We start from the raw sequence: 24,967 nt of genomic DNA on the forward strand, positions 1-24,967 counted from the left end.
CTCATACGATCATTGGCTCGTCATAAGCGCCCCAAGTGTCGCGCAGTGCGCGGCAGATCTCGCCGAGCGACGCTTTGGCTTTCACGAGTTCCATGGTCTTTGGCAAAAGGTTCACGTGATCGGTTTGCGCTTGTGCAACCAGCTCCGCCATCAAGGTCTGGATATGCGCATTGTTGCGGCTCATGCGGACGGCATTGAGGCGGTCGATCTGAATCTGGGTGCATTCCTCATCATAGGGATGGATGTCGACGTCGGCGCTTTTGGCGGTGTCATCGACGTAGCGATTAACGCCGACGGAAACCTTCTCACCTGTTTCGATTTTCCGGAATGTCGCATATGCGGAATCGGCAAGCTGCTGCTGGAACCAGCCTTCCTCGACTAGCTTGATCGCACCGCCGCGCTCATCGACCTTGGTCAGCACTTTCCAGATTTCTTCTTCCATATCGTGCGTCAGGCGCTCGACGAAAAAGGAGCCCCCGAGAGGGTCAACCACGGAGGTGACATTAATCTCGTCACGAATGATCTGTTGGGTACGGATAGCCAGTTTCATGGCTTCTTCGGTCGGAATAGCAAAAGCTTCATCCAGTCCGTTGGTATGCATGCTCTGGCAGCCACCCAGAACAGCACCCAAAGCCTGAATTGCCGTGCGCACCAGATTATTCTGGTGCTCGACTTTGGTCAGGCTCATGGCAGCGGTCTGCACATGCACGCGCAACCGCATCGATTCCGCTTTCTTTGCGCCGAAACGTTCTGCCATCAACCTGGCATAGACGCGACGGGCCGCACGGAACTTGCAGATCTGTTCGAAGAAATCTTGCTGGCTGATGAAGAAGAATGAGAGACGCGGTGCAAAGTCATCGATGTCCATGCCGGCGGCAATAACTTCTTCGCAATAGGCTGTGGTGAAGGCCATGATGAAGGCGATCTCCTGGATCGCATTGCCGCCGACGTCGGATAAATGATAGCCGCTGAGGCTGATTGGATTGAGCTTGGGCGTGACTCTGGCGCTGTACATGATCAGATCACGCAGGAGCCGGACGGCTGGGCGAACCGGATAAATCCACTCCTTTTGTGCTACGTATTCTTTCAGGGGATCAGCTTGCAATGTGCCGGCAAGCTTTGTCAGATCGTAGCCACGACTTTCGGCTACTGCCACATACATGGCATAGATAACCCAGGCCGACGGGTTGATCGTCAGGGACACCGAGATTTTCTCGAGATCGATCCCGTCGAACAGGCGATCGACATCGTCGATCGTGTCAATGGCGACACCACATCGACCGACTTCGCCAAATGCCATGGGATCGTCTGAATCAAGGCCAAGCAGTGTGGGTAGATCGAAATCGGTAGAGAGACCGGTTTGTCCGGTCTGAACCATATATTTGTAGCGCTGGTTGGTGGCTTCCGGATTTCCGAACCCGGCAACCTGGCGGATTGTCCAGGGGCGTCCCCGATACATCGTTGGATATGGTCCTCGGGTGAATGGATAGGCTCCCGGGAAACCGAGAGCGTCGGCAGGGATATCGGCGACATCGGCTGCTGTATAGACACGCTTCAGCGGGATGCCGCATTCGGTTTCATATTCGAGTTTTTCTTCGGGGCGGTTGGCAAGAGTGGCCGCAAGTTCATTGGCTTCCCATATGGCCTGAGCTGCGCTAATGCTCCCGATTGCATCTTCCCGATATAGTTTTGTCATTTCAAAGCCTCTCTGCGGCTGAGAAGAGTGCGTGCTGCTGTCTCTGGATCGTCACGTCGCTCCAACACTGATTGCAGCAGGGCTTCGATCTCTGTGGCGCCGGTTACAAAACGCCGATGGAACAACCGCCGCGCTGCACCCAATATTCGCGTCATGCAGATTTTTCGCTGGCGAGACCCAAGCTCGCCGGTATCATTGAGATGGAGCCAGTGTTGCTGGATCAGTTCTTTAAGTTTGTTCACCTTGTCACCCGTCACCGGGCTGACCGCGAAAACGGGAACAGTCCACGACGTCTGTTCTGCCGGTCCGCCAAGGGTCATCATGGCTTTCAGCGCCGCCAGTGTCGCAGCTGCCTCGGGCTTGTCAGCCTTGCTGACCGTATGGATATCGGCGATTTCCAGAATACCTGCCTTGATCGCCTGAACGTCATCGCCAAGGCCCGGCGCAGAAAGCACTACAACGGTATGGGCCGCAGAAACGACCTCGACTTCATCCTGTCCGACACCAACCGTCTCGATGATGATCGGTGAATAGCCTGCAGCATCGAGCACATCGACTGCCTGTAAGGTGGCTGGTGCAAGCCCCCCCAGATGCCCGCGTGTTGCCATGCTGCGGACGAAGGCGTTGCCTGCCTGCGCATTGTCATTCATGCGAACCCGGTCACCGAGGATTGCGCCGCCCGAATAGGGACTGCTGGGGTCGATCGCAACCACGCCGACCTTGTGACCGTCGGCTGCAAGTGTCTTGATGAGTGCTGACACGAGGGTGGATTTTCCGGCACCTGGTACACCAGTGATGCCGATGACATGCGCTTTGCCCGCATGCCGGTAGATTTCCGCCAGTGCGGGACCTGCCTCAGCAATACCTGTCTCGGCTCTCGTAATCATGCGGGCGATAGCCAGAAGGTCTCCGGCAAGAACTTCGGCAACGAAATCCTGCGAAGGTCTGTAGGCAGGCTTCGTCCGGGTTGCGGCTTGAGCGACAGCTGTCATATGCGGCCACGGGACGTTACAAGATCGGTAATGGTTGTGACAATTGTCTCCACGCGTGCTTCTTGCGGCACAATTGCATCCACACCGGCGTCGATCAAAGCCGCATAGTCCTGCTCCGGGATGACGCCGCCAGCAACGACAAAAATGTGTTCTGCGCGCTGTTCTTTCAGGCAGCGTCCAAGCTGACGAAATAGTGGTACGTGTGAACCCGAAAGCAGGCTGACGCCGATGACGTCAACGTCCTCCTGAATGGCCGCCTGAACGACCTGAAGCGGCGTTTTATACAACCCGGTATAGATCACTTCCATTCCGGCATCGCGCAGAACGCGCGCCACGACCTTTGCTCCACGGTCATGTCCGTCGAGGCCAAGTTTTGCTACCAACACGCGGATTGTCTGCGACTGTTCGTGTTCCGCAGGAACTGGTGTCGCCGCGTTCATCATTCTGCTGCTGCCTTCTGGTCTGTCATGAGTTCGTGTTCGATGGATTGGCAGATGATGTCGAGACCGAGGTCGATTTCTTCTTCGGTGATGATCAATGGCGGGGCGATGCGGAATACCGCGCCCATGCCTGGCAGCTTGACGATGTTCATGTTCAGGCCGCGATTGAACGCCTCTTTCGCGATGCGTGCGCCCAGTTCATGGTCTGGTTCCCGGTTCGTGCGATCCTTGACAATTTCCATGCCAACAAAGAGCCCACGCCCACGAACATCGCCGACGCATTCGTAACGCTGCTTGATGGAATTGAGACCATCGATCAGTCTGTTGCCGAGGCGGCGTGCTCGCTCGACGAGATCTTGCTCGGCGACGACATCAAGCACGGCGAGGCCGACAGCCGCTGGCAGCGGATCCGATACGTGGGTGGTATAGAAGAGGAAGCCGCGCTCAAAGGCCTCCTGTTCGATCCTGGTCGTTGTCAACACTGCTGACAACGGTAAGCCTGCACCGATGGTCTTGGAAATGGTCAGGATGTCCGGTGTCACGCCATCCCGCTGATATGCAAACATTTCGCCGGTGCGGCCAATTCCGGTCTGAGCTTCGTCAAGGATCAAAAGCATGCCGCGTTCGTGGCATTTATCTCTAAGTGCGCCCAGATAACCTTCAGGCAGTTCCAGCATGCCGCCGCTGGAGAGGATCGGCTCTGCGATAAATGCGGCGAGGCTTCCGGTTGACTGGGCATCGACCAGGGCAAAAGCGTCATCAAGCTCGGAATGCCAGTCAATCGAACCGTCAGCCCGCTTGAAGCGTGGGCGGAATGTATTGGGTGCCGGAACGCTGATTGATCCGGCCATTGCCGGACCGTAGCCTTTGCGCCCGGCGGAATAGGTAGCTGAAGCGGCTGCACCGGTCATACCATGCCAGCTCCTGGAGAATGCTACGATTTCGTGTTTCCCGGTCACGAGCTTTGCCATGCGAATGGCCGCTTCATTCGACTCAGCACCAGTGGAGAGAAGCAGCACTTTATCGAGGCCCGGGGCCAGAAGCGCGAGGCGCCTTGCCAGTTCGACGACGGGTCGCGAAAGCATGCCACTGAACAGATGTGCAACGGTCTCAACCTGTTCTTTTACTCTCCCGGTGATTGCCGGGTGGGAATGGCCAAGCAGCGCGCTCATTTGCCCTGAAGTGAAGTCCAGAATGGGGCGGTCGTCGGCATCGTAAACGAAACATCCCTCTGCACGCTCGATAATCGCCGGGTCGAACGTGCCTCCGTATCGGATCAGGTGCTTGTCGACGTTCGCCCAGAATTCGGGCTCAAGGTTGTTTGACATGACAGTTCTCCGGCCAGATTTCAGTCAACCATTGCAGCTGGATACGTCGAAGTAAATTTGATAATAGTGGCACTACATTATCAGGAAAATTGATATGAACGCATATTTAGATCCTCGTTTGTTACAGACATTTGTTCGTGCCGCGCAAACCGGATCATTGAGCACGGCAGCGCTGCAGGTGGGGCGCACCCAATCTGCGGTAACCATGCAGATGCAACGTCTCGAGGAAGCGCTGGGGCAGACGCTCATGCACCGCAGCGGTAGTGGTATTCGATTGACGAGCACCGGTGAAAAGTTTCTTGCATATGCGGAACGCATCCTGAAAGCTCATGATGAGGCCCTTGCTGATTTCTCGGATCGCGGCCTAAAAGGTTCTATCGTTTTCGGTTGCCCCGAAGACTATCTCCTGGCATTTTTTCCTAGAATTTTCAGGAGCTTTGGCGTCAACCACGGCAATGTCGATATCAAGGTTGTCGCTGCGCCGACTGTCGAATTGCGCGGTCTGCTCCATTCCGGACAGCTCGATCTGGCGCTTATCTCGACGCTCAATGCGAACGACGCCAACGATATCATCAGAACTGAGGCCATGGTGTGGGTAGGTGCAAAGGCAACGCTCGAAGAACATGAATTTGGTGAAAGAACGCCGCTTGCACTTCCGGCATCAAATGCGATGGATCATCGTGCCGCCTGCGAAGCTATGACCAAGGCTGGTTTGCCTTACAGTATCTCGTATGCCAGCAACAGCATTGCGGGCCTCATAGCAGTGACCCGGTCGGGGCTGGCAATCAGTGTAATGACGAAGAATGCTGTGCCGGCGGATCTTTTTATAGTCTACGAGCCGCTTCCGTCATTGCCACTCCTCGGGATGAAGCTGGCGCTTCCCAATGTTGACGTATCAGCGGCAACGCAGGCATTCATGCATCATATAAAAACAAGCCTCGGTACTACTCGGGTGATGTCATAAACAGGTACCGAACACGATCCGTTCCGGGAGACAGGAGGGGCACGCTGGTGCCATCAGGGAGGATGCGATTGTTAAACTGCCATGCGCCGACAACGACTGCATTCGAGACCGGAATGGCCCTGGGTCTCTTGAGCCGGCCAGGGTTTCCGCATGGGATGCCACAATACATACGCTTGTCGTGAGGCGTCATGCAGATGAATCGGAAGTGTAGCGAGACCGGATGTAGTCTCTAAATTCGATGAGCGGTTTTCGATGCCAGGGCCCTCCTGCGAGTTGCCTCTGCGATATTGTCTGTGGCCAGTAAGAGTTTCGATATGCCGCAAGAGCTTGTGCGGCGGTACCCTTCAATTCATCCGGCAGGTTTGTCAGTGCCCACAATCCAGCTTCGTCCTTGCTTGGAATGATGCGTGCTTTGGCCTCGATCATCATGGCCCAGCGGCATAAATTGAGGATGCAGTAATATGGTGACGTCATGATATTCTGATCGTCTAGTATCCAGTCAATATCCCCCCGCACTGAAGTCAGGTAGTCGCTCCAGCATATCTCTCCGATCACTTCCTGCGGGCTTCGGCCAAACAGACTCAGTCCCCGAAGTCTGGCGACCATAAGATGGGCTATCAGGTCTTCGTCTATCAGTGGTTCTCCTCGAATCCAGGGACGAAATCCGGTCGTTGTCTCGCTGAAATGCACGAGATAAGCCAACGGAGCCATAGGTGATTTCACCTCGGACGCCAGAACGACGCTGACTTCCATGCCACCCGCATAGGGTCTGGTGGCATGGTGATGCTCGAAAAGTGCGTACAGTCTGCGGGCCAGGTCTTCAGTCAGCTCATCTACTATTACCAGTAGATCCACATCGCTTTTTGGAGGGTGAAATGATCCCATCGAAAGCGAACCGTGAAGGATGACGCTGACGAGAGATTCACCCAGTATCGTGGACAAATCATCGGTTGCATCGATGATGAAGTTCCGCAAGGCCGGCTCAGCATTATGAAAGGAAATGCCACTCATTTTGAGATTCTCTTAGTGGGTTTTAGAAAAGACAACACCTGATCGTCCGGAGATTTGGGTTTTGCTCGATAAGTCAGGGATGGGGTCTGGAAGCGCTATTCATGGACATTTGTACATTGCAGGAATGAGGGCGCAAATGACGCATTACGAGTGCTTCGGTGCGATGATGGTGTTTTTGCCGTAGCAAGACTTCACAAAACGATCATGTGGTAAAACCTCCCGACTTCAAACTTCACAGCAACGGAACCAATTGTCAAATTGGTTCACGGTGTTTACGCGACATTTGACTTGAATAACTCCATTGGTTTTGGTTTTATTCTATAAAATATAAGAAAAAAAACGGGATGTGTGAAATAGAATACGAACCGGTATCATTCTCGTTCAATCAGAGGTGAACCGCAGACAGACTTGGTTCCATAAAGGTTCAAGCTGATGTCAATGATGGGACGCGATCCAAATTCGACCAGAGCGCTCGAGCAGCTGAGGGCATTGCTTGCCGCAAATATGTCTGATCGCGAAGTCCGGCTTCCTCCCGAGCGGGAGCTCGCGGCCCGATTTGGAGTAGGACGACGTGCCGTGCGTGCGGCTCTCGACATTCTGGAAGAGGAAGGAGCAATATGGCGAAGGCAAGGGCAGGGCACATTTGGCGGCGAGCGCATGCCGATAGGGCGCGGACTTGCCAAGGGAATAGCAGGATTTACCAATCCCATTGAAGTAATGGACGTCCGTATCGAGATTGAACCGGCCCTGGCGAGAATGGCGGCGGCTCGTGCTACGCCTGCTTTGGTCGAGCAGCTTCAAAGACTGGCGATGAAAGCAGAGCAGTCAGCCGATGTTGCCTCATGGGAGCGATGGGACTCGGCATTTCACAGCAGGATTGCGGGTGCATCTGGTAATCATCTGTTTATCGCCATTATGGGGATCATCGATGAAATCCGTCGCAATGACGCGTGGCAGCAGTTTCGTGCCCGCGTGCGGTCCAGCGGCAGAAATGCCCTGTCGGTAGCTCAACATGATGCAATACTTGATGCCATTCGCCGCTTTCATCCGCTTGATGCAGAGGAAGCAATGCGAACGCATCTGGTTTCGCTGCGTGCTGCTGTCGTCGGCGAGATTGGCGGTGTTGCCCGAATGCAAACGACATCGCACGCTCCACAACCGGAAGCCTCGCCGTCCTGGAAGAATGATGAAATCAAATAAGGGGAACCAAAAATGAAATCCATGTATCGATCATATTTACAAAGGGCTGTCTTGTCGGTCGCTTTTCTTGGTTTGGCGTCAACCGCGATGGCGACTGATTTGCGGATCGGTTTGCAAGACGATGCCGACGTGCTTGACCCGCATCGAGCACGCACATTTGTTGGTCGCATCGTTTTCACATCGTTGTGCGACAAACTCTTCGACATCAACGAAAAACTGGAAATTCAGCCACAGCTCGCGACCGAGTGGAACTGGTCCGAAGATGGCAAAGTTTTACATGTGAAGTTGCGTTCTGATGGAAAATTTCATGATGGCTCGCCAATCAAGGCAACTGATGTGAAGGCGAATCTCGAACGGGCAAAATCCTTGCCCGAGTCGTTGCGGAAAAGCGAAGTAGCTTCCATTGACAGAATAGAGGTGATTGACGACACGTCCCTCGACATTCATCTCACCAGACCGGACGCCTCCCTTTTGTCGCAACTCGCGGACAGGGCGGGTATGATCCTCTCGCCTAAAGCATTTGAAGGCGGAGATTTCGGGCAAAACCCCGTCTGTTCTGGTCCTTACAAGTTTGTGAACCGTGTCCAGAATGATCGCATCGTACTTGAGAAATTTCCCGATTACTGGGATGCGGCCAATTATAGCTTCGATAAAGTAACGTTTCTGCCCATACAGGACACAACGGTTCGCTTTGCCAATCTGCGTTCCGGTGATCTTGATCTGATCGAGCGCCTGGCATCATCCGACATCGAGGCAGCAAAGGCTGATAGCAGTCTTGCATTCTATCCCGTTACCGGGACTGGTTATCAGGCTCTTACATTCAATATGACCAGAGGTGACAAGGATTCGTTTCCAATTGGTCATGACAAGCGGGTTCGTCAGGCTTTCGAATTATCCATTGATCGTAACGCCATCAATGAAGTCGTAGGGCAAGGTGTTTTTCAGCCAGCCTATCAGCCGTTCCCGCCATCGAGCTTTGCCTATGACAAAAAATTCGAAAACGTCAGCCGGGATGTAGAAAAAGCAAAACAGCTTCTGAAGGAGGCCGGGCACGAGCGTGTGAGCTTTGAAATTGCGTTCGGCAATAATACCACGTCGCAGCAGGTCTACGAACTCATTCAGGCGATGTCGGCTGAAGCTGGTTTTGATATTTCTCTTCGACCGACAGAGTTTGCGGCGTTGCAAAGCGCATTGAAGGAAAAGTCTTATCAAGCCGGCCAAAGCGGCTGGTCGGGGCGCGCTGATCCTGATGGTAATATCCATCAATTCGATACCTGTAAGGGAAGTCTGAATGATGCAGGTTATTGCAACGAAAAGGTAGACGCGCTGCTGGAGCAGGCCAAATCCATTTCCGATCCCGCCAAGCGTAAGGAAATCTATGATCAGGCACAGGAAATTCTGCAGGATGAGCTTCCTATCGTTTATCTCTATTACCAGCCCTGGCCGTTTGCTGCACGCGCCAATCTTCAGGGGTTCAAGGCATATCCGGATGGCATGATCCGTCTCAAGGGTGTTTCCCTGGTAAAGTAGAAGGAAGCCGGTGGGTAGAGGTTGTAAGCGTGCTCACCGTTTCATTTTGAATATGGATCCAAGCTAATGATGGACTTGATAATACGACGCTGTCTGGTCGTCATCCCAACATTGTTCCTGGTGTCTGTCCTGGTTTTCGGGATGCAAAAACTCTTGCCGGGAGATCCAGTACTCGCTCTGGCAGGTGAAGATCGCGATCCACAGACGATTGCCTACCTGCAGGAAAAATATCGACTGAATGACCCAATCCCGGTTCAATATGTTGCCTGGCTCGGGCAGATACTTACGGGCGATTTCGGAGTTTCCGTGCGCACAGAAGTGCCAGTGTTGGACCTGATAGCGCAAAAATTGCCGGTGACAATACAGTTGGCCGCTTTTGCTATGGTAATCGCATTCATCATCGGCGTGCCGGCTGGTATTGTTTCTGCTGTGCGTAAAGGAACGTTGACTGATTACTCGATTAACGTAGCTGCTCTTTCCGGATTGTCGATACCCAATTTCTGGCTTGGCATTCTGCTAATTCTGTTCGTATCCGTACAATGGCAATTGCTCCCGTCCTCCGGTTACACGTCGCCGCTGGAAGATTTCGGCCAGAATATCCGGACCATGATCATGCCCGCCTTCGTGCTCGGTACCGGACTCGCCGGGGTGCTGATGCGTCACACTCGTTCGGCCATGCTGAGTGTTCTCCGGTCCGATTATGTACGAACGGCTCGTGCCAAGGGTCTGAATGAAACGACTGTCATTTTGCGACATGCCCTGCGAAATGCATTAGTTCCTATTATTACGTTAACAACGCTTCTGTTCGGTGAATTGTTGGCGGGTGCGGTATTGACCGAACAGATTTTTACTATTCCCGGCTTCGGTAAACTGATCGTAGACGCTGTTTTTACCCGCGATTATGCGGTTGTACAGGGTGTCGTGCTGTGCACTGCCATAGGGTTCATCCTGATGAACCTCGTAGCAGATATTTTGTACATCGTTGTCAATCCAAGATTGAGGGACGCATCATGAGCGCGATTGAAATGCCGGTCGCAAGGTCCTCTAATCGTGCAATACGCAAGTTTCTGGCAAACCGAGCGGCGGTACTGGGCACATTCCTGGTCGTTTTTTTTGCGATTGTAGCCATACTTGCCCCCTGGATTGCGGGATACGACCCGTTTCAGACCAGCTTTACGGCTATTCGCAAACCGCCTTCAGCCGCTCACTGGCTCGGTACAGATGAGCTGGGGCGCGATCTATTTGCCCGAATGGCATACGGTGCGCGTACTTCACTGATGGCCGGAGGTATCTCCGTCGCGATTGCCATTGCCGTCGGTGTGCCGTTCGGGGTAATTGCCGGTTATTTCGGCGGATGGGCGGACAGTGTGATATCCCGCGTAATCGACGCCATGCTCGCTATTCCATTTCTGATCATGGCGATAGCGCTTGCCGCGTTTCTGGGAGCGAGTCTCGTCAATGCAATGATTGCCATAGGTTTTTCGGCTGCTCCGGTTTTTGCCCGCATCACACGCGGGCAGGTATTGTCGGTGCGTAATGAGGAATATGTCGAAGCTGCCAAGGTGATCGGTTTGCGGCACCCACGTATCATATGGCGATACATTCTGCCGAACTCTGTCTCGCCAATCATCGTGCAGGCTACCCTGACCATTGCTGCTGCGATTATCGCAGAGGCGAGCTTGTCATTTCTCGGGCTTGGCCAGCAGCCGCCTAATCCATCGTGGGGTTCCATGCTGAACACGGCGAAAAACTTTATTTCCCAGGCACCCTGGATGTCGATCTGGCCAGGAGCCGCGATTTTTCTAGTCGTTCTCGGCTTCAATCTTCTTGGCGACGGATTACGCGACGCCATCGATCCACGCGAATATTGATACATTAACGGATAAGGCTAATGAGTATGTTCACGACCCGCCCTGAAATCCTTGGCACTTTCGGTGTAGTCACTTCAACGCATTGGTTGGCTTCTTCTGCAGGAATGGCCATGCTGGAACGAGGAGGGAATGCCTTCGACGCAGCAGTTGCCGCCGGTTTTGTATTGCAGGTTGTCGAGCCTCATCTTGTTGGTCCGGCTGGAGAAGTGCCGATAATCCTTCATTCGGTGAAAACGGGGAGAACCGAAGTTTTATGCGGCCAGGGAGTAACGCCGGAGGCCGCGACGATAGAACGCTATAAGCGGGAAGGACTGGATCTCGTTCCCGGGTCCGGCCTGCTTGCAACCGTTGTGCCGGGGGCATTTGACGCCTGGATGTTGATGCTGCGCGATCATGGCAGCATGAAACTGCGTGATGTAATGGAGCCGGCTATTTATTATGCTCGTCATGGGCATCCGTTACTGCCACGTGTTGCCAATACCATCCGCGAGCAGGCAGTTTTCTTCGAACAGGAATGGCCGACATCCTATGCCACATGGGCGCGAGGCGGCAAATTGCCAGAGGCACATGAACTTTTTGTGAACGATGCTCTCGCAACAACCTATCAACGGCTCGTTGATGAAGCCGAATGTGGTACAGGCGGACGCGAGGCGGAAATCGAGCGGGCTCGGAATGGGTTTTACCGAGGGTTTGTGGCAGAAGCGATTGATACCTTTTGTAGAACGACCAAAGTCGTGGATACGAGCGGAGAACGTCATGGCGGACTGCTGACCGCTGACGATATGGCACGATGGAGCGCTACATATGAACGACCGCTAACCTATGATTATCATGGATGGACGGTTGCCAAAACTGGTCCGTGGGGTCAGGGTCCCGCCTTTCTGCAGGCTCTCGCACTTCTGAAAGAGACTGACCTGTCCAAAATGGCACCAGAGGGAGCGGAATTCGTTCACGCGACCATCGAGGCTATAAAGCTCGCCTTCGCGGATCGCGAAATCTACTATGGTGATCCAGACTTTGTCGACGTACCGATGGAACATCTTCTTTCTGAGGCGTACAACGCGGGCCGGCGTCAACTTCTTAAGTCAACGGCGGCACATGAATTGCAACCTGGCGCGGTTCCCGGTTTCGAAACGCAGCTGGCCCGCGGAATCCGGCAATTTCGATATGCTGGAAAAACTCAGACAGGTGCGCCAGGGGCCGGCGAGCCGACTATGGCGCATTTACGTACAGAACGGCGGGGTGACACCGTACATATCGATGCAGTTGATCGTTGGGGTAACATGGTGTCTGCAACACCTTCAGGAGGTTGGTTGCAGTCATCTCCGGTCATTCCGGAACTCGGTTTTGCTCTCAATACCCGCGCGCAGATGTTCTGGCTAGAACCGGACCTGCCGACAAGCCTGGCTCCGTGCAAACGTCCGCGTACCACGCTCACGCCATCTCTCGCCTATTTTGAAGGCAAGCCACGGTTAGTATTCGGTACACCAGGTGGTGACCAACAGGATCAATGGCAACTGATCTTGTTCCTGCGTCGTGTGCATCATGGTCTCAATCTGCAGGAAGGAATTGATTTGCCCCTGTTCCATACCATGCACTTCCCTTCCTCTTTTTACCCGCGTGAAGCCATACCGGGGCGTATCGTGGTGGAAACCTCGATTGGAGAGGCCACTATCAGCGATCTCAGAAAACGGGGGCATGATGTGGAGGTAGTAGGTGAATGGACTGTGGGTCGTCTCACAGCCGCGGAAAGGGAGCCTGGCGGATTGCTTCGGGCTGCAGCCACACCTCGTCTCATGCAAGCTTATGCAGTGGGCCGCTGACCGCGAGGTGCAAAAGGATGAGCACGAAGGCGGATCGGGAGTAAGCGATGGTCATGGGAATTGAAACTCAGGAACTGATCTGGCTTGGCTTTGGACTTTTGGTAGCAGGCGGGATAACTGGCCTGCTTGCGGGACTCTTTGGCGTGGGCGGTGGCGCGGTAGCAGTGCCGATCCTTTACGAACTGTTTCGCTATATGGGGGTGCCGGAGGATGTGAGAATGCCCCTGTGCATTGGCACATCGCTTGCCATCATAGTGCCCACGTCAATACGATCCTATAATGCACATCGCGCGAAAGGGGCGGTCGATACCAGCCTTTTGAAACTATGGGCCGCGCCCGTTGTTATGGGCGTGGTCATCGGTAGCGTTATCGCCCGTTATGCACCTGCCGACCTGTTCAAGTTCGTTTTTATCGGGGTGGCAGGCGTTTCGGCTGTTCGGCTGCTGTTCGGGAAGGATAGCTGGCGATTATCACATGATCTCCCGGGTAAAGCCGCCATCCGGTTGAGTGGTTTGGTAATTGGCGTACTTTCATCCCTTATGGGGATCGGTGGCGGGCAACTCTCAAACCTTTTCATGACGTTTTACAATCGCCCCATCCATCAGGCCGTCGCAACTTCTTCCGGTCTCGGCGTGCTGATTTCTATTCCGGGTGCGTTAGGTTATATCTACGCGGGATGGCAGCGTAGCTCAGAATACCCGGACGTCGTTGCCCTGCAGCCGCCTCTTGCCCTTGGCTATGTTTCTCTATTGGGTTTCCTGCTTTTCATTCCGACCAGCATCCTTGCCGCTCCTGTTGGAGTGAGACTTGCGCATAGTCTGTCGAAACGAAAGCTCGAAGTTGCGTTCGGCCTGTTTCTTCTCGTGATCTGCCTGCGTTTTCTTCTCAGCGTCATCTTCTGATTGGGACATATGGATGCAAACGCCTCTACTCTCCGTCACTGATCTTGAGATATCTTTCCTGACCGATGGGCTGTGGACACCAGTCGTGCATAATATCTCGTTCGATCTGGATCAAGGGACGACAGCTGCAATCGTCGGTGAATCTGGTTCGGGCAAAAGTGTGACTGCGCTGTCCTTAATGCGTCTTTTGCCTGCTGGAAACAGTCGTGTTTCCGGTCGTGTTCGTTTCAATGGTCAGGAACTGACCGATATTGGCGACGGGGCGATGCGTCACATTCGCGGGAATGAAATTGCCATGATTTTCCAGGAGCCGATGACGTCGCTAAACCCGAGCCTGACGATCGGTTTTCAATTGGCCGAAGTGTTGATGACGCACCGCGGCATGCCTCGAAGCGAAGCGGAGGCGGAAGCGGTGCTACTGATGGAGCGTGTGCGCATTCCATCAGCTGCCGAGCGCGTGAAGGAATACCCTCATCGTCTTTCCGGGGGTATGCGCCAGCGCGTTATGATTGCGATGGCGCTCGCGTGCAAACCCAAGCTTCTCATTGCTGATGAACCGACCACCGCGCTCGATGTTACCATTCAGGCCCAAATCCTGGACCTGATCCGGGATTTGCAAAAGGAAGAGGGGATGGCTGTCCTCTTCATTACGCACGATATGGGGGTTGTGGCCGAAATCGCCGATCGGACGATTGTCATGCTGCATGGGAAGGTTGTTGAGAGTGGTGAAACGGCGAGGATCTTTAGCAGTCCGGAGCACTCTTATACGCGAATGTTATTGTCTGCGGTTCCAAAGCTCGGGTCTATGGAGGGAAAGAACGCACCGCTCAAGTTCCCTGAAATAGACCGAAAGTCTGGTTTGCCAGCTGTAACCCGCGAAATGGATGCTTCGTTGCCGTCCAGAACCGCATCTGCAGCGACGGTACTGGAGGTGCGCAACCTGCGCAAGTATTTCGAGCTGAAGAAAGGCCTTCTTCGCCGGCCTGCAGGCCGGGTACATGCGGTGGAGGACGTATCTTTTTCGATTGCAGCAGGTGAAACTCTGTCGCTTGTGGGCGAGTCCGGTTGTGGAAAGTCAACGACGGGCCGGGCCATTATGCGACTGAGCGAGCCCACATCTGGAGAAATACGGCTTAACGGAGAGGACATTCTGAACATGAGCCCGGCCAGTTTCCGCGACCGGCGCCGCCAGATGCAACTGATTTTTCAGGATCCCTTTGCCAGCCTCAATCCTCGCATGAAAATCGGAGAAACCATCGCTGAGCCGATGATTGCACACAAACTTGCCACGAAATCGCAGGCACGAGAGCAGGTGGGAGTACTTCTCGAACAGGTCGGCCTTGGACAGAACGTTGTAGATCGCTACCCGCACGAGTTTTCGGGAGGGCAGCGTCAGCGAATCTGTATTGCTCGAGCACTTGCTCTGGATCCTCAACTGATTGTTGCAGATGAGGCAGTCTCGGCGCTCGATGTATCGATCAAGGCCCAGGTCATTAACCTCATGCTCGAGTTACAGGAGAAGCTCGGTCTGGCTTTTCTTTTCATTTCACATGATATGGCGGTCGTTGAGAGGATCAGCCACAGGGTCGCGGTGATGTATCTGGGCGAGATTGTGGAAATCGGTAGCAGAGCCAATGTATTTGGCAATCCGCAGCACCCTTACACCAGACGACTGTTATCTGCCGTCCCTGTTCCAGATCCGGCACATCGCTGGACGAAGCCGCGGCTCAAAACCGGTGAACTGAAGAGCCCGGTGCGGGGTCTCGACTATCGACCGCCTGTGCATTCGATGCAACAGGTTGCTTTTGACCACTTTGTACAAAATTGGGACAAAGATTGGGGCTAGAATGGAACGGGACGGGTCAACGATAATATTGGAGCGTGAAGTGTGTCGCCCAGGGCGAAATCTCATGTTTGCAACGAGGCAGCAAATCATTGCGCCAGTGCTACCTGAATGCAAATAATGGAGTGTCGGGATCGTCGTGACCCATCAATTGGGCCGATATTATATCAGCGGCTATTTTGCTGAAGGTTATGCCGTTTCCGCCATAGCCCATTGCGGCAAATACATTCGGGCAGCCTGGAACTTCACCAATCATGGGTGTTCCGAGCGACGTGGTACCAAATGCTGCCGCCCATTGATAATCAACGCTGACAGGCTCACTACCAATAAGACCTGAAACTTTCCTGGCTATGGTTTCAGACTTGCAATCAAGTTTCGCTTTATCAAGATAGGCCGTCTGAGATGGTTCATCCTCGCCGCCGGCGATAATCCGACCGTGGTTTGCCGTACGAAAATACAGATAAGGATCCGAAGCCTCCCAGACCAGGTAGTTTTGCAACCAATGCGGTGCTGTGGTCCATTTCTGGCTTGCCAGAGCCCATGTCGAGATGATTCTGTGATCTTTTCTCTTAAGCAATTTCAGAAATTCGTACCCGGTACAAAAAACGACGTATGTTGCTGTCAGGAGATTGCCTGTTTGGGTCGCCAGAACGACTTTGTCAGGTAAACTCACCAGATCGGTAATTTCGACACCGGCAATTGTTTCTGCTCCTCGCGCAATTGCTGCCCTCAAGAATCCCGCGGTCAGCTGAGCGGGATTGGCAGATGCGCTGACGTTGCTTTCAATTGCTGCTGTACGATCAATATTAAATTCCTTTTTGAGCTGGTGCGAACCCAGGTACCTTGCCTTTAACCCCGCTTCATTCCGCGCAATTGTCTCAGCCTTGAGTGCTCTCAAACCATACTCATTTCCGGCGAGATAGAGGGCCCGCTTTTCGCTCATCTGACAATCGATGCCGAGTTTCCTTACCAATCGGGTGAGATCGATAACAGAACGACTGGAACGTAGCCAAATACGTTCCGCCATCGATTTTTCCAAACGGCGACTGAGTATGAAAAGGGGGACATCGATTTCATGCTGGATCATTGCTGTGCTGGCCATACTACTTCCCGAAACCGGCGAGCGTCGCTCCACTATCGCAATTGTTCTTATGCCGTCTGCAAGTGCCTCGGCCAGCATTGCACCGCTGATCCCGGCGCCCACAATAATTACATCATAATTTTGACGTTTCGGTTGCCGGAATGTCCGAACGGATATACTAGGCGTTGTTTCCCAGAATGGTTTGGCAATACGAAGATTTCGTTGGACGGTAGCTTTACTGCGAACCATGACGGTTTCCCTTGCTCTGGTTTCGCCAGTTAACGGATTTCAAGGGAAAAGGTTCGAATGCAACGATTATTGTGCAATCCACCGCAATTTTTACAAGCAAAGATTGGGCTTTGGGCTATGCCAAAGAACCTACGTGTATTTTCCGATAATTTATTTCGATCAAAAAAGCCTTGTAAAAATACTGCTCGGATTTGTTCTGACGCGCGGGTTTCCTGGAAATAGCTAGCCGATTCGTACTAATTTATCACTGAAGTTGCGATACTCGCCGCGTGCACAGGATTTATAGTTCCTTCAATCGAAAGCTCCCGGAAATATAAGATCAGCGAAATTCTGGGCCCATTGACGAGAAATATGCCAGTGTCAGAACTGCCCCCCACAAGATCGCAGACAGCTGCATCATGGCGGTACCGAAACCTGATGATAGTGAAGGTCCGAAGAACGGGATAACGGCAAGCATCGCAATGGTGGTCCAGAGACCCAGCCACCGGCCCCATTTCCTGAGAAAGAACAACCCTGCAGGTGGAACAACAATTGCAGCCAACGACACTGCAGCGAGAGGTAAGAAAATGGCCGGATTTGACACAAATGGCGGTAAGGCCCCTCTCGCATACGCCGCTGCAAGTTCATCCGAAACCAATGCCGGGAAGTAAACACTTCGACGGTTGTTGCGAGTAGAGTCACTATGTAAGCAAAGTATCAGCACGCGAAACCACGTTTTTGTCATACTGGTTTTCCAGGTCCGTTTTGTCAGAGTGTGGGTTTTGGACCTGTCAGTCTGAATTTCTATCCCGGCGAAATGAACTTGCCGCTTCCGTAAGCCCGATATGAAAGCGTTCGCCGGTCGGTGCCTCGCTCAATGCGGTTTCTATTGTTTCTTGCGGCGCTCACGGACAAGAATGTGGCAATCAGACCAGAGGCTACAAAGAGGTTTTTCATAGTGTGTAGCTTTCCAAAGTATGGCTTTGTGATGTTTATGGTCGAGATTTGCAGAATTCCTGATGCATGATAACACGCACCCCGATATAATCTTTGCTATGGCAGTCATGTCTGGAACGCTGGTTTCCCACCCGCTGACCATCTGAGAGCCAGCAGGACGGTGACGCAAACGATGAGCATTCCACCATCGGGAATTATTGGAAAATCTGAAATATAATCTACAATTCCAAGTCCTGTGCAAACCAGAATCTGAATGCCCGCAACCATCAGCATGACCGATCTGGTTTCGTTGCCCGCAAACTCAGGACGGACACTCGAAATGAGTCGATAATAGGCGTAAACGAAAACCGGAATGAGTATGGCAGACGAGATTAGTGAAACTAAAATCAGCTGCCGGGGTGCACCAGCGAACAGATCCGGGATGAATAATACCGGGATAAGCAGCAAATAACCTGCGACAATATTGGCGAGAAATGGCGGCCAGAGCAAGACTGTCAGCGAGAACTCTGCCCCGGCATCACCTTTCTTCCCGCATAAAAGCAGGTTAGCAACGACTATCGCTGCAACCGCTAGAACGATGGATAATATAGCAATCAGCCAATCCTGGATCGATACAGCGCCCACCCGTGTCAGGTCTAGCGCCCTAATGAAATCTGCCGGAACCGCACAAATCAGGGACACCGCCAACAACAACCAGAAACCATTGCCTCGATAGGGTACGTGCGCCACGCTGGCCAGCCAGATCATTACAGCGGAAGTGCCGACGAGTGATACAACTCCGGTGACGACTGCGCCGGGAGAGTCTTTCATCAGTCCCATGTCTGCAAGCGCGGAAGTGAAGCCATATCCCTGCATCGCAGCAACCAAGAGGATCATGGCCTTGATGACTATACTTGTATGAAAGGCATTATCTGGAGAAGCGACCTGCCACCGGAAAAAAGAGGGAAATACAAGTTTCGCGATTTCTGCATAAACAAACACGGTGAAGAGCGGCATGATCCCGAGGGCAACGACTGAAAACCTTATCAACGAGCCGTTGGGGGAATAAGTCATCTGCTCGACCAGGGCAAATGTATCTATGCCGGGTAAAGGAATTCGCGACCCTATCAGGATAGCTGCAGCTACCGTTAATGTCACTGCAACAGCTTGCCAAAACATATTCGTGGGTCGGAGGCCTGACCAAGAATCAAAAATCATTTTGTTATCTTACTAAATACTCCGGACATCTCAATCTATGCTGCAGAATATTGCATATCGCGACGAATTTGCACCCCGAATTACGTTTTTGGTTCATGAAATAGGGAATATTCGCGAAAATCAGGGTTTCGTTTCTTGCCGTCGGCGTCCGGTATCCCTGTTTCTTTCTCATTTGAAGGCCATGCGGTTTTCGCCTTGAACTGAGAGACTGGCTCGTGGAGATTTTGTGCCATACTCGTCATTTCTGATGAACTATGAGACGCAGTTGAAAGGAAAAGAATGCCGAAACCTCTGAAACTCGTTGTTTTTCTGTCAACGCTTGGTGTCGTCGCATCCGTTCCAGTGTCGGCCGATGAGCAGCATGAAACGATCATATTGTCCGTTTCACCGAAAATGGTGCGGTGGGCGGATGTTTACAAAGTGCGACCGGAGCGAGCAGATGACCCATATTACCATGTGCGGGTTATCGAGCGACAGAAAGACTGGAAAATCTGGCAGTTCAATGAACTTGCGTCCCATCTAGCGGTAACACCAAAAGCGCTGGAAGCCAGCCGTACCAGTAAAGAAGCCAGAACATATAACTACAAGGACGTGGAAATTCGTAGCGCATATCATCGCTGGCTGAACGAGCCGGAGACACGGTCCGAAGTTCCTGTGTGTAATACGGATATACTGAACTGCGTTAAAAAATTCCGCCGCAATAATTGAGGAACCATTCATGCATAAGTTAATTTTCGGGGTAACTCTGTCGGCACTTCTCTGTGGCGCGGCTGCAGCCAACGATGCTGGTGGTATTGCCTTTGAGAACAAATTGAGGGCCTGCGTGGCGATCAAAGCTGCCAAAACGGTCGTTGAGGCGAACGTCGTCTCAGCCCGCACCCAGTTTCAGTTAAACAAGTCGATTGGAAACTGTGGATGCTTTTCGGCGCGGGCGACCTATACGAGCAGCGTCGATATAGAAGGCGGGCGAGACATATTGCAGCAAGGCGTCATCGTGATCAGGCAGGACGATACGAAAATACTGGTCCTTGCGAGTGATGCCGGCTTGGTCGGCAACCGGAAAGTCCATGTTCAATTGGCTTGCGCAGGTCCGACATAGGCCAGAATTGCGATGTCTCGTTTATAGGCACGTCAGCAGAAAGATTGGTTATGCTCAGAAAGATTGTGCTTTTGGCGATTTTCAGAGCGACAACGTCAGGCATAAGCAGTAGCGGGCAGATTAATATTTGGTCCAAAACCGCGATAAACTGTAGTGTCATCGCGTTGTTCCTGATGGTGATCTTTCCTTCTCCTTCAACCCTTTGAGAACATAGCGAAGCTCCGCCTGAGAAAAGGTTAAAATGGTAGGGCTCCAGTTGGTCGCAATCGATGCGGGAAATGCGAGAAGTTCGCACATGCGTCATGTATCGCCAAGCGATTGGGTGCGACCTATGGAAAACGAGGGAGTGTGGCATCTCCTGCACTGAAAAACGAACCAGGTAACTTCTTGAATGCAAGTCAACTGGTTCATTGACGCGTTGGAACAGTTGCCTGGTTCGGCAGTTTTAAACCTTGCTGAGGCGTTTGCGCGGTTCTGCATTCTCCGCGCGGAGTTTCCCGGCCAGAACTTTTCGAAGTTTGAAGTTCTTGGCTTCTAGAGCTGTCAGAGGGGCAGGATTAGCGCGTAAATAACCCGTTGGAGGCGTGGCCGTGGTTTTGCCGTAGCAGTCTTCAAATTGTAGTAGATCTGTCTGCGCCAATGTGTCCTGGTCTTGCCACCCTTTGTAATCTTCTCGATACAAGGGGGGAAAAGCCACGCTGAGCGTGCGTATATTTGTTCTGCTTGCGCTCTACCGGCTGTGTTGTAACGGGTTCTGCCTTTGCAGCCTCAGTTGCTTTACGGGGCTTCGTAGCAACCTTTGTTGCAGCTGAAGAAGAAATTGCTTCGTTCTTTTTGAATGCCTATGCGTTTTTCGCGGCGCACGCGGTTGCGGTTTCTCACCAACAGGTTCAGCAGCCTGGCTTCGGCTATGTCGGATTAGCGTTCGTACTTGTTTCGGCAGCCACGTGGAGTTTCTCGTGTTTGGAGAGGGCGGACAATTGTTCGATCGCAGATTATACAGATGAATATTCAGCGAGGAAATGAGATCGAATATTTCTTGAATCCGCCCGAGCAGACCTGTTTGAGAGGCGATTGTCGCAATCGAATGGTGCACTGAATGTTGAAATCCCCATGCAAAAACTGTACGTAGCGGCAAAGCTCGTTGAGCACCTTACAGTCATATCGCATTGGGATAGCTTTTCACAATGAAGAATCCAGTCCGCAACGTCGTCGTCGAATACAAGAACAAGCGTGCTCGCAAGGGAAATGTATCCTTGTGGGGAAATCTTGATTTGAAGTCCATTGCTCGTGAGGTCGAAGCGGATACCGCACAACCTCCGATCGACGTTCACGCAAAGTCTGGTTCCTCTGAACCAACAGCAAACAACGCGAAGATCAAAGTTTTGGAAGTTTCGCCCGTTGCCGCTGAGAAGTTAAAGGACGCTGCAATCGAACGAGAGCCTACTGTCTCTGACGTTGTGGAGACACAAAAGGCAACGAATGTGCCTGATCCCGTTTCAGAACCAGACATTGTCGTAGAAATTGATGTCATGCCGAAGCGTCGATCGGTTCAGCGTGGTTCGAGAAAAATCGCGCCACAGAAAAAGAAAAAGGCCACGCTTCCGTTAGCTGAGCCTAATATTCATTCTGAACTGTTGTCCCTCGAAAGCGAGAACGCTTCACTCAAACGCGAACTGATTTCGAAACTACGTGTGGAAAACGAAAACTTGTTGGTAATGATCACGCGAGCAGATCAGCGGATCACAAACAGCAGATAAGGTCGCTTTATTAGGCTTGCATTCCCGGTGCCGATTCTACTGCATTAGTTCCCATCGTTCTGGCCATACGGGTGCGTTTGGTTTATCTTCGACCATGTTTTCGGAAAGAAGATATTTCATGCACTATCTGGTCAGAACAGGGAGGTTGATTGACGATGAAATCATGGGGTGAGCGTCTCATTGCGGGACTGAAGAACTGGCGATCACGCAAGAACGACGCTGTTGAGGCTGAAACCCCAAATGCCCGGCGCCTGGCCGATACCTCAACAGAGCAGTCTGATTACGAAACAAAGATAAAATTATCGATCAGAGCTGTGTCGAATGAGGCGATCGGTGAATCCACACAGGCGGCTGAACTGGAAAGTTCAGACAATAGATCAGCTACTGCAGACCAGTTAAAGGTGCCTGAAGAGGCGCCGGCTCAGGCGGAGCTGGCACCGGAGCAAGCGGAAGAAAACCCGGTCCAGGTTTCTGTTTCCGAACAATCACTTCAGCGATCAAAGCCGAGAACATTAAAAACTGAAGAAAACCATGTGGCAGAAACTGGCGAAGCAGGGTCACTCCCTGACATGGAGAATGAGGGCAGAGACAAGCCGGAGACACCAGGCCAGGCACTGCAAAAGGAAATACCGGCCAGTGTCAGACTCGAGAGGGCACATAAAGCAGATGGAGAGGAGCACGGGCAGGCGACCGGTGTGGCCACACAGGCGGCTGAACTGGCAAATGCAGACTGTGCATCAGCTACTGCTGACGAATTGAGGATGCCCGAAGAGGCACCGGAGCAAGCGGAAGGGCTCCCGGTCCCGGCTTCTGTTTCCGAACAATCTCATAAGCGATCAAAGCCGAAAACATCAAAAACTGTGAAAAACCATGTGACGGAAACTGGCGAAGCGGGATCAACCCCTGACAGGGAGATTGAGGGCAGCGACAAGCCGGAGACACCAGGCCATGCACTTCAAAAGGAAATACCGGCCAGTGCCAGACTCGAGAAGGCACATAAAGCAGATAGTGAGATACGCGGGCAGATCGAACCTGACACCAAGCCGGTAACGCAACTGTCGATTGACGAGCCGTTAAGGCAAAATCAAACGGCTCGTGAAGACGAGATAGCGAGCATCCATGCCATGTCAACCGTTCCCAATTCATTGGTAAGGCGATCTGTGGCCAGGAGGTCGAAAAACGGGTCTCAGAATGAGGCGGTCACTGATGAAGAATTGGAAGCTCTGGAAGCGGAAAATGCTCGGCTCAAGCGACTTCTAAGTGACAGGAAGGGTGCTAAATCCAATACTTCTGACGGTTGAATTAACGGTATATGCCTGACACTATCGGTCACTTGATGCTGATAATCGTCTGGCAATACGGGGCTGGAGTCGTTGGAAGAGGGATTTCTGGCTCCTATGTGAAACCGCGCAAGGTCGACAGTCCTCAGAAGTACATGGCTTCATAAGTAAAGAAGAGATAGGTGTGGGATAGCCATCGTTGGCGCTCGCGAACAGTTCAAAGCATCTGGAGAGGTAAGAAATAACCGGAAGTCTTTGACTGCTGGCGATGTAGGCTGACTTCTGCAGGCTGGTCGGCTGGCAGCCCACTGCAATGGCCGTGGCAATTTTCATAAAATCCAGCGATGCGTCGGCGAAGATATCGTCCAGAGAATTCAAGCACCCGCACCTGCTGTTGGGGGAGGAGCAACAAAGAATCTTTTCGATCGCCGGAAAATGATAACTCCACCGATAACACTCGCCAGCACAAGAATGGCATGTCGAAAATAGGAGGATCAAATCCAGGGTACCGTTCTCGATTAGCGAGAAGTCTGCCAGTGGCAAGGAAATGCCTCCTTTTGCCGGAAAGACCTCAGTCGGTGTACCCGCCCCGGCAATATATGCTTTACGGCAGCTGCGGTGGGTCGGTTCTTCACCCAACTTCATTTATGGGAGAGAAGATGAAACTTGACCAGATTTTACGACATTCGCTATTTCCCTTCGCTGATTTTCGTACCAACGACGCTTCGTTCCGGATGCTCGAGTTCTACTGGGCTGCGGTGGTCAGGGACGCTCTCGGGCAACAGGTTCAGGCGCTTGTCGCACCACTGCAGTTCGCAGATCAGGACACGGAGAACTGGGGTGACCCGCTGATGTTCGACTTCTGGATACCGAACCAGCGGCGAGGCACGAAGTTAGTGCTCGCTGAGAACACCGGGAATTTACCCGCTTGTCGCGACGTATCGGACAAGCTCAACTGCTTTCCCTCGATCCTGGTCTACACGAGCAGCCGTGGTATTACTGGCCCTGATGACGAAATTGATCAAATTTGCTTTCGCGCAGACATGAGCGAGGTCGCTCGATCAGCTGTCGTACATTTCATGAGTGCATTTCTGGTCCACGGCATTGAAGTCGACAAGGTTGAATCTCAATACTACGATTTCTGCAATCGCACAGGCGAGGGTCCAAACCGCTCGTAACTTCAAGCCTGCTTTGCTACCTGGAAAAACGATGTTCGACACCGATTTTGAGTATCCGCAAAGGTTGAACACAAGGTGATCAATGATCCCGATTAAAACGCCCGTCATTCTTGTTTTGACGATTGCATCATGGACCGTTACCGAGCCTGCATTGGGTGGTGTTTCGATCAGTCAAAGCTGCGTTCGGGATTATCCGTTTGCCGACATGCTGGCCCTCCAACCTGGAAAGTCGAAAAAATTGAACGTGTTTGGGAGAAATCACTCCGAAAGGATTTCAATCTCGTGGGAGGAGTAGACGGCTATGGTTGGGCGCGAGCTTGCCGTATGCCCGGAACAGCTACCGACGTTTTCTAAGGAGAATACCTCGATCAAACGACCTGGTATCGCGGACGCTTCCGACTTGAGACCCAGGAAGGCAAACCGGCCCCGGAAAATGCAATGGAACGTTTTTATGTCAGTCACTTCGATTACCCCGATGGGCTTGTTCTTTATCCGATCACTGAAAGCGCTCCGCCTGTAAAAACGCTTCGCCTTGTGCCGGTCAACGCTGACAACTTCAAGTTTCGATCCGGTTTGGAATAGCTGAA

22 protein-coding genes are annotated in these 24,967 nt (G+C 52.6%); 14 read left to right on the forward strand and 8 right to left on the reverse strand.

Annotation, left to right across the window (positions count from 1 at the left end):
* Position 1 precedes the first annotated feature (1 nt).
* The 4 genes from AAE521_RS06835 to AAE521_RS06850 are packed head-to-tail and all read right to left on the reverse strand — an operon-like array spanning position 2 to position 4,456.
* Positions 2–1,696 (reverse strand): methylmalonyl-CoA mutase family protein, encoded by a 1,695-nt coding sequence (locus tag AAE521_RS06835; RefSeq protein WP_342060820.1) that lies wholly within the window; start codon positions 1,694–1,696, stop codon positions 2–4.
* Positions 1,693–2,688: a methylmalonyl Co-A mutase-associated GTPase MeaB gene (meaB, locus tag AAE521_RS06840; RefSeq protein ID WP_071631583.1), complete on the reverse strand. Its 996-nt coding sequence runs from the start codon at positions 2,686–2,688 to the stop codon at positions 1,693–1,695. Before meaB ends, AAE521_RS06835 begins: the two co-directional genes overlap by 4 nt.
* A complete protein-coding gene (locus tag AAE521_RS06845; protein WP_084094116.1) occupies positions 2,685–3,131 on the reverse strand; it encodes a cobalamin B12-binding domain-containing protein in 447 nt (148 codons plus the stop codon). The genes meaB and AAE521_RS06845 overlap by 4 nt, the downstream gene beginning before the upstream one ends.
* Entirely contained in the window at positions 3,128–4,456 is a 1,329-nt protein-coding gene (locus AAE521_RS06850; protein ID WP_342060821.1) for an aspartate aminotransferase family protein, read from the reverse strand. The genes AAE521_RS06845 and AAE521_RS06850 overlap by 4 nt, the downstream gene beginning before the upstream one ends.
* A 94-nt stretch (positions 4,457–4,550) precedes the next feature.
* Here AAE521_RS06850 and AAE521_RS06855 point away from each other — a divergent pair, with 94 nt between their 5' ends.
* Positions 4,551–5,420, forward strand: a complete 870-nt coding sequence (locus tag AAE521_RS06855; RefSeq protein WP_071631580.1) for a LysR family transcriptional regulator — start codon at positions 4,551–4,553, stop codon at positions 5,418–5,420.
* Between the two features lie 186 nt (positions 5,421–5,606).
* Here the strand turns inward: AAE521_RS06855 and AAE521_RS06860 are convergent, their stop codons facing one another.
* Complete coding sequence (locus AAE521_RS06860; RefSeq protein WP_342060822.1) at positions 5,607–6,431, reverse strand: aminoglycoside adenylyltransferase domain-containing protein; 825 nt, start codon at positions 6,429–6,431, stop codon at positions 5,607–5,609.
* A 432-nt stretch (positions 6,432–6,863) separates the two neighbouring features.
* Here AAE521_RS06860 and AAE521_RS06865 point away from each other — a divergent pair, with 432 nt between their 5' ends.
* From AAE521_RS06865 to AAE521_RS06895, 7 genes are all read left to right on the forward strand, one after another.
* Positions 6,864–7,631 carry a FadR/GntR family transcriptional regulator gene (locus tag AAE521_RS06865; protein WP_342060823.1) on the forward strand — a complete coding sequence of 256 codons (768 nt, stop codon included), beginning with the start codon at positions 6,864–6,866 and terminating at the stop codon, positions 7,629–7,631.
* A gap of 21 nt (positions 7,632–7,652) precedes the next feature.
* Positions 7,653–9,161 (forward strand): ABC transporter substrate-binding protein, encoded by a 1,509-nt coding sequence (locus tag AAE521_RS06870; RefSeq protein WP_342060941.1) that lies wholly within the window; start codon positions 7,653–7,655, stop codon positions 9,159–9,161.
* A gap of 66 nt (positions 9,162–9,227) precedes the next feature.
* Positions 9,228–10,175 (forward strand): ABC transporter permease, encoded by a 948-nt coding sequence (locus tag AAE521_RS06875; RefSeq protein ID WP_342060824.1) that lies wholly within the window; start codon positions 9,228–9,230, stop codon positions 10,173–10,175.
* The gene (locus AAE521_RS06880) at positions 10,172–11,032 is read left to right on the forward strand and encodes an ABC transporter permease (RefSeq protein WP_342060825.1); all 861 of its coding nucleotides are present in this window, start codon (positions 10,172–10,174) and stop codon (positions 11,030–11,032) included. Before AAE521_RS06875 ends, AAE521_RS06880 begins: the two co-directional genes overlap by 4 nt.
* A 20-nt stretch (positions 11,033–11,052) precedes the next feature.
* Entirely contained in the window at positions 11,053–12,855 is a 1,803-nt protein-coding gene (locus tag AAE521_RS06885) for a gamma-glutamyltransferase family protein (protein WP_342060826.1), read from the forward strand.
* Between the two features lie 47 nt (positions 12,856–12,902).
* Positions 12,903–13,757, forward strand: coding sequence for a sulfite exporter TauE/SafE family protein (locus AAE521_RS06890; RefSeq protein ID WP_342060827.1), 855 nt, complete (start codon positions 12,903–12,905; stop codon positions 13,755–13,757).
* Between the two features lie 13 nt (positions 13,758–13,770).
* Positions 13,771–15,603, forward strand: a complete 1,833-nt coding sequence (locus tag AAE521_RS06895; protein ID WP_342060828.1) for an ABC transporter ATP-binding protein — start codon at positions 13,771–13,773, stop codon at positions 15,601–15,603.
* A gap of 100 nt (positions 15,604–15,703) precedes the next feature.
* Here the strand turns inward: AAE521_RS06895 and AAE521_RS06900 are convergent, their stop codons facing one another.
* The 3 genes from AAE521_RS06900 to AAE521_RS06910 all read right to left on the reverse strand — a co-directional run bounded on the left by AAE521_RS06900 (position 15,704) and on the right by AAE521_RS06910 (position 19,063).
* Entirely contained in the window at positions 15,704–16,930 is a 1,227-nt protein-coding gene (locus tag AAE521_RS06900; protein ID WP_342060829.1) for an NAD(P)/FAD-dependent oxidoreductase, read from the reverse strand.
* A gap of 319 nt (positions 16,931–17,249) precedes the next feature.
* Positions 17,250–17,654: a hypothetical protein gene (locus tag AAE521_RS06905; protein ID WP_342060830.1), complete on the reverse strand. Its 405-nt coding sequence runs from the start codon at positions 17,652–17,654 to the stop codon at positions 17,250–17,252.
* A gap of 317 nt (positions 17,655–17,971) precedes the next feature.
* Entirely contained in the window at positions 17,972–19,063 is a 1,092-nt protein-coding gene (locus tag AAE521_RS06910; RefSeq protein WP_342060831.1) for a preprotein translocase subunit SecY, read from the reverse strand.
* 279 nt (positions 19,064–19,342) lie between these two features.
* Here AAE521_RS06910 and AAE521_RS06915 point away from each other — a divergent pair, with 279 nt between their 5' ends.
* The 6 genes from AAE521_RS06915 (at position 19,343) to AAE521_RS06940 (ending at position 24,962) form a co-directional block, all read left to right on the forward strand.
* Entirely contained in the window at positions 19,343–19,771 is a 429-nt protein-coding gene (locus AAE521_RS06915; protein WP_342060832.1) for a DUF5086 domain-containing protein, read from the forward strand.
* Between the two features lie 10 nt (positions 19,772–19,781).
* The gene (locus tag AAE521_RS06920; RefSeq protein WP_342060833.1) at positions 19,782–20,162 is read left to right on the forward strand and encodes a DUF2195 family protein; all 381 of its coding nucleotides are present in this window, start codon (positions 19,782–19,784) and stop codon (positions 20,160–20,162) included.
* A 1,187-nt stretch (positions 20,163–21,349) separates the two neighbouring features.
* A complete protein-coding gene (locus tag AAE521_RS06925; protein WP_342060834.1) occupies positions 21,350–21,922 on the forward strand; it encodes a hypothetical protein in 573 nt (190 codons plus the stop codon).
* Positions 21,923–22,071: 149 nt separating this feature from the next.
* On the forward strand, positions 22,072–23,223 hold the full coding sequence (locus tag AAE521_RS06930) for a hypothetical protein (RefSeq protein ID WP_342060835.1): 1,152 nt from the start codon (positions 22,072–22,074) through the stop codon (positions 23,221–23,223).
* Between the two features lie 638 nt (positions 23,224–23,861).
* A complete protein-coding gene (locus AAE521_RS06935) occupies positions 23,862–24,380 on the forward strand; it encodes a hypothetical protein (RefSeq protein WP_342060836.1) in 519 nt (172 codons plus the stop codon).
* A gap of 438 nt (positions 24,381–24,818) precedes the next feature.
* Positions 24,819–24,962, forward strand: coding sequence for a hypothetical protein (locus tag AAE521_RS06940; protein WP_342060837.1), 144 nt, complete (start codon positions 24,819–24,821; stop codon positions 24,960–24,962).
* The last annotated feature ends 5 nt before the right edge of the window (positions 24,963–24,967 follow it).

Origin of the sequence: Brucella cytisi (genome assembly GCF_038433355.1) — a bacterium.
Classification (GTDB): domain Bacteria; phylum Pseudomonadota; class Alphaproteobacteria; order Rhizobiales; family Rhizobiaceae; genus Brucella; species Brucella cytisi.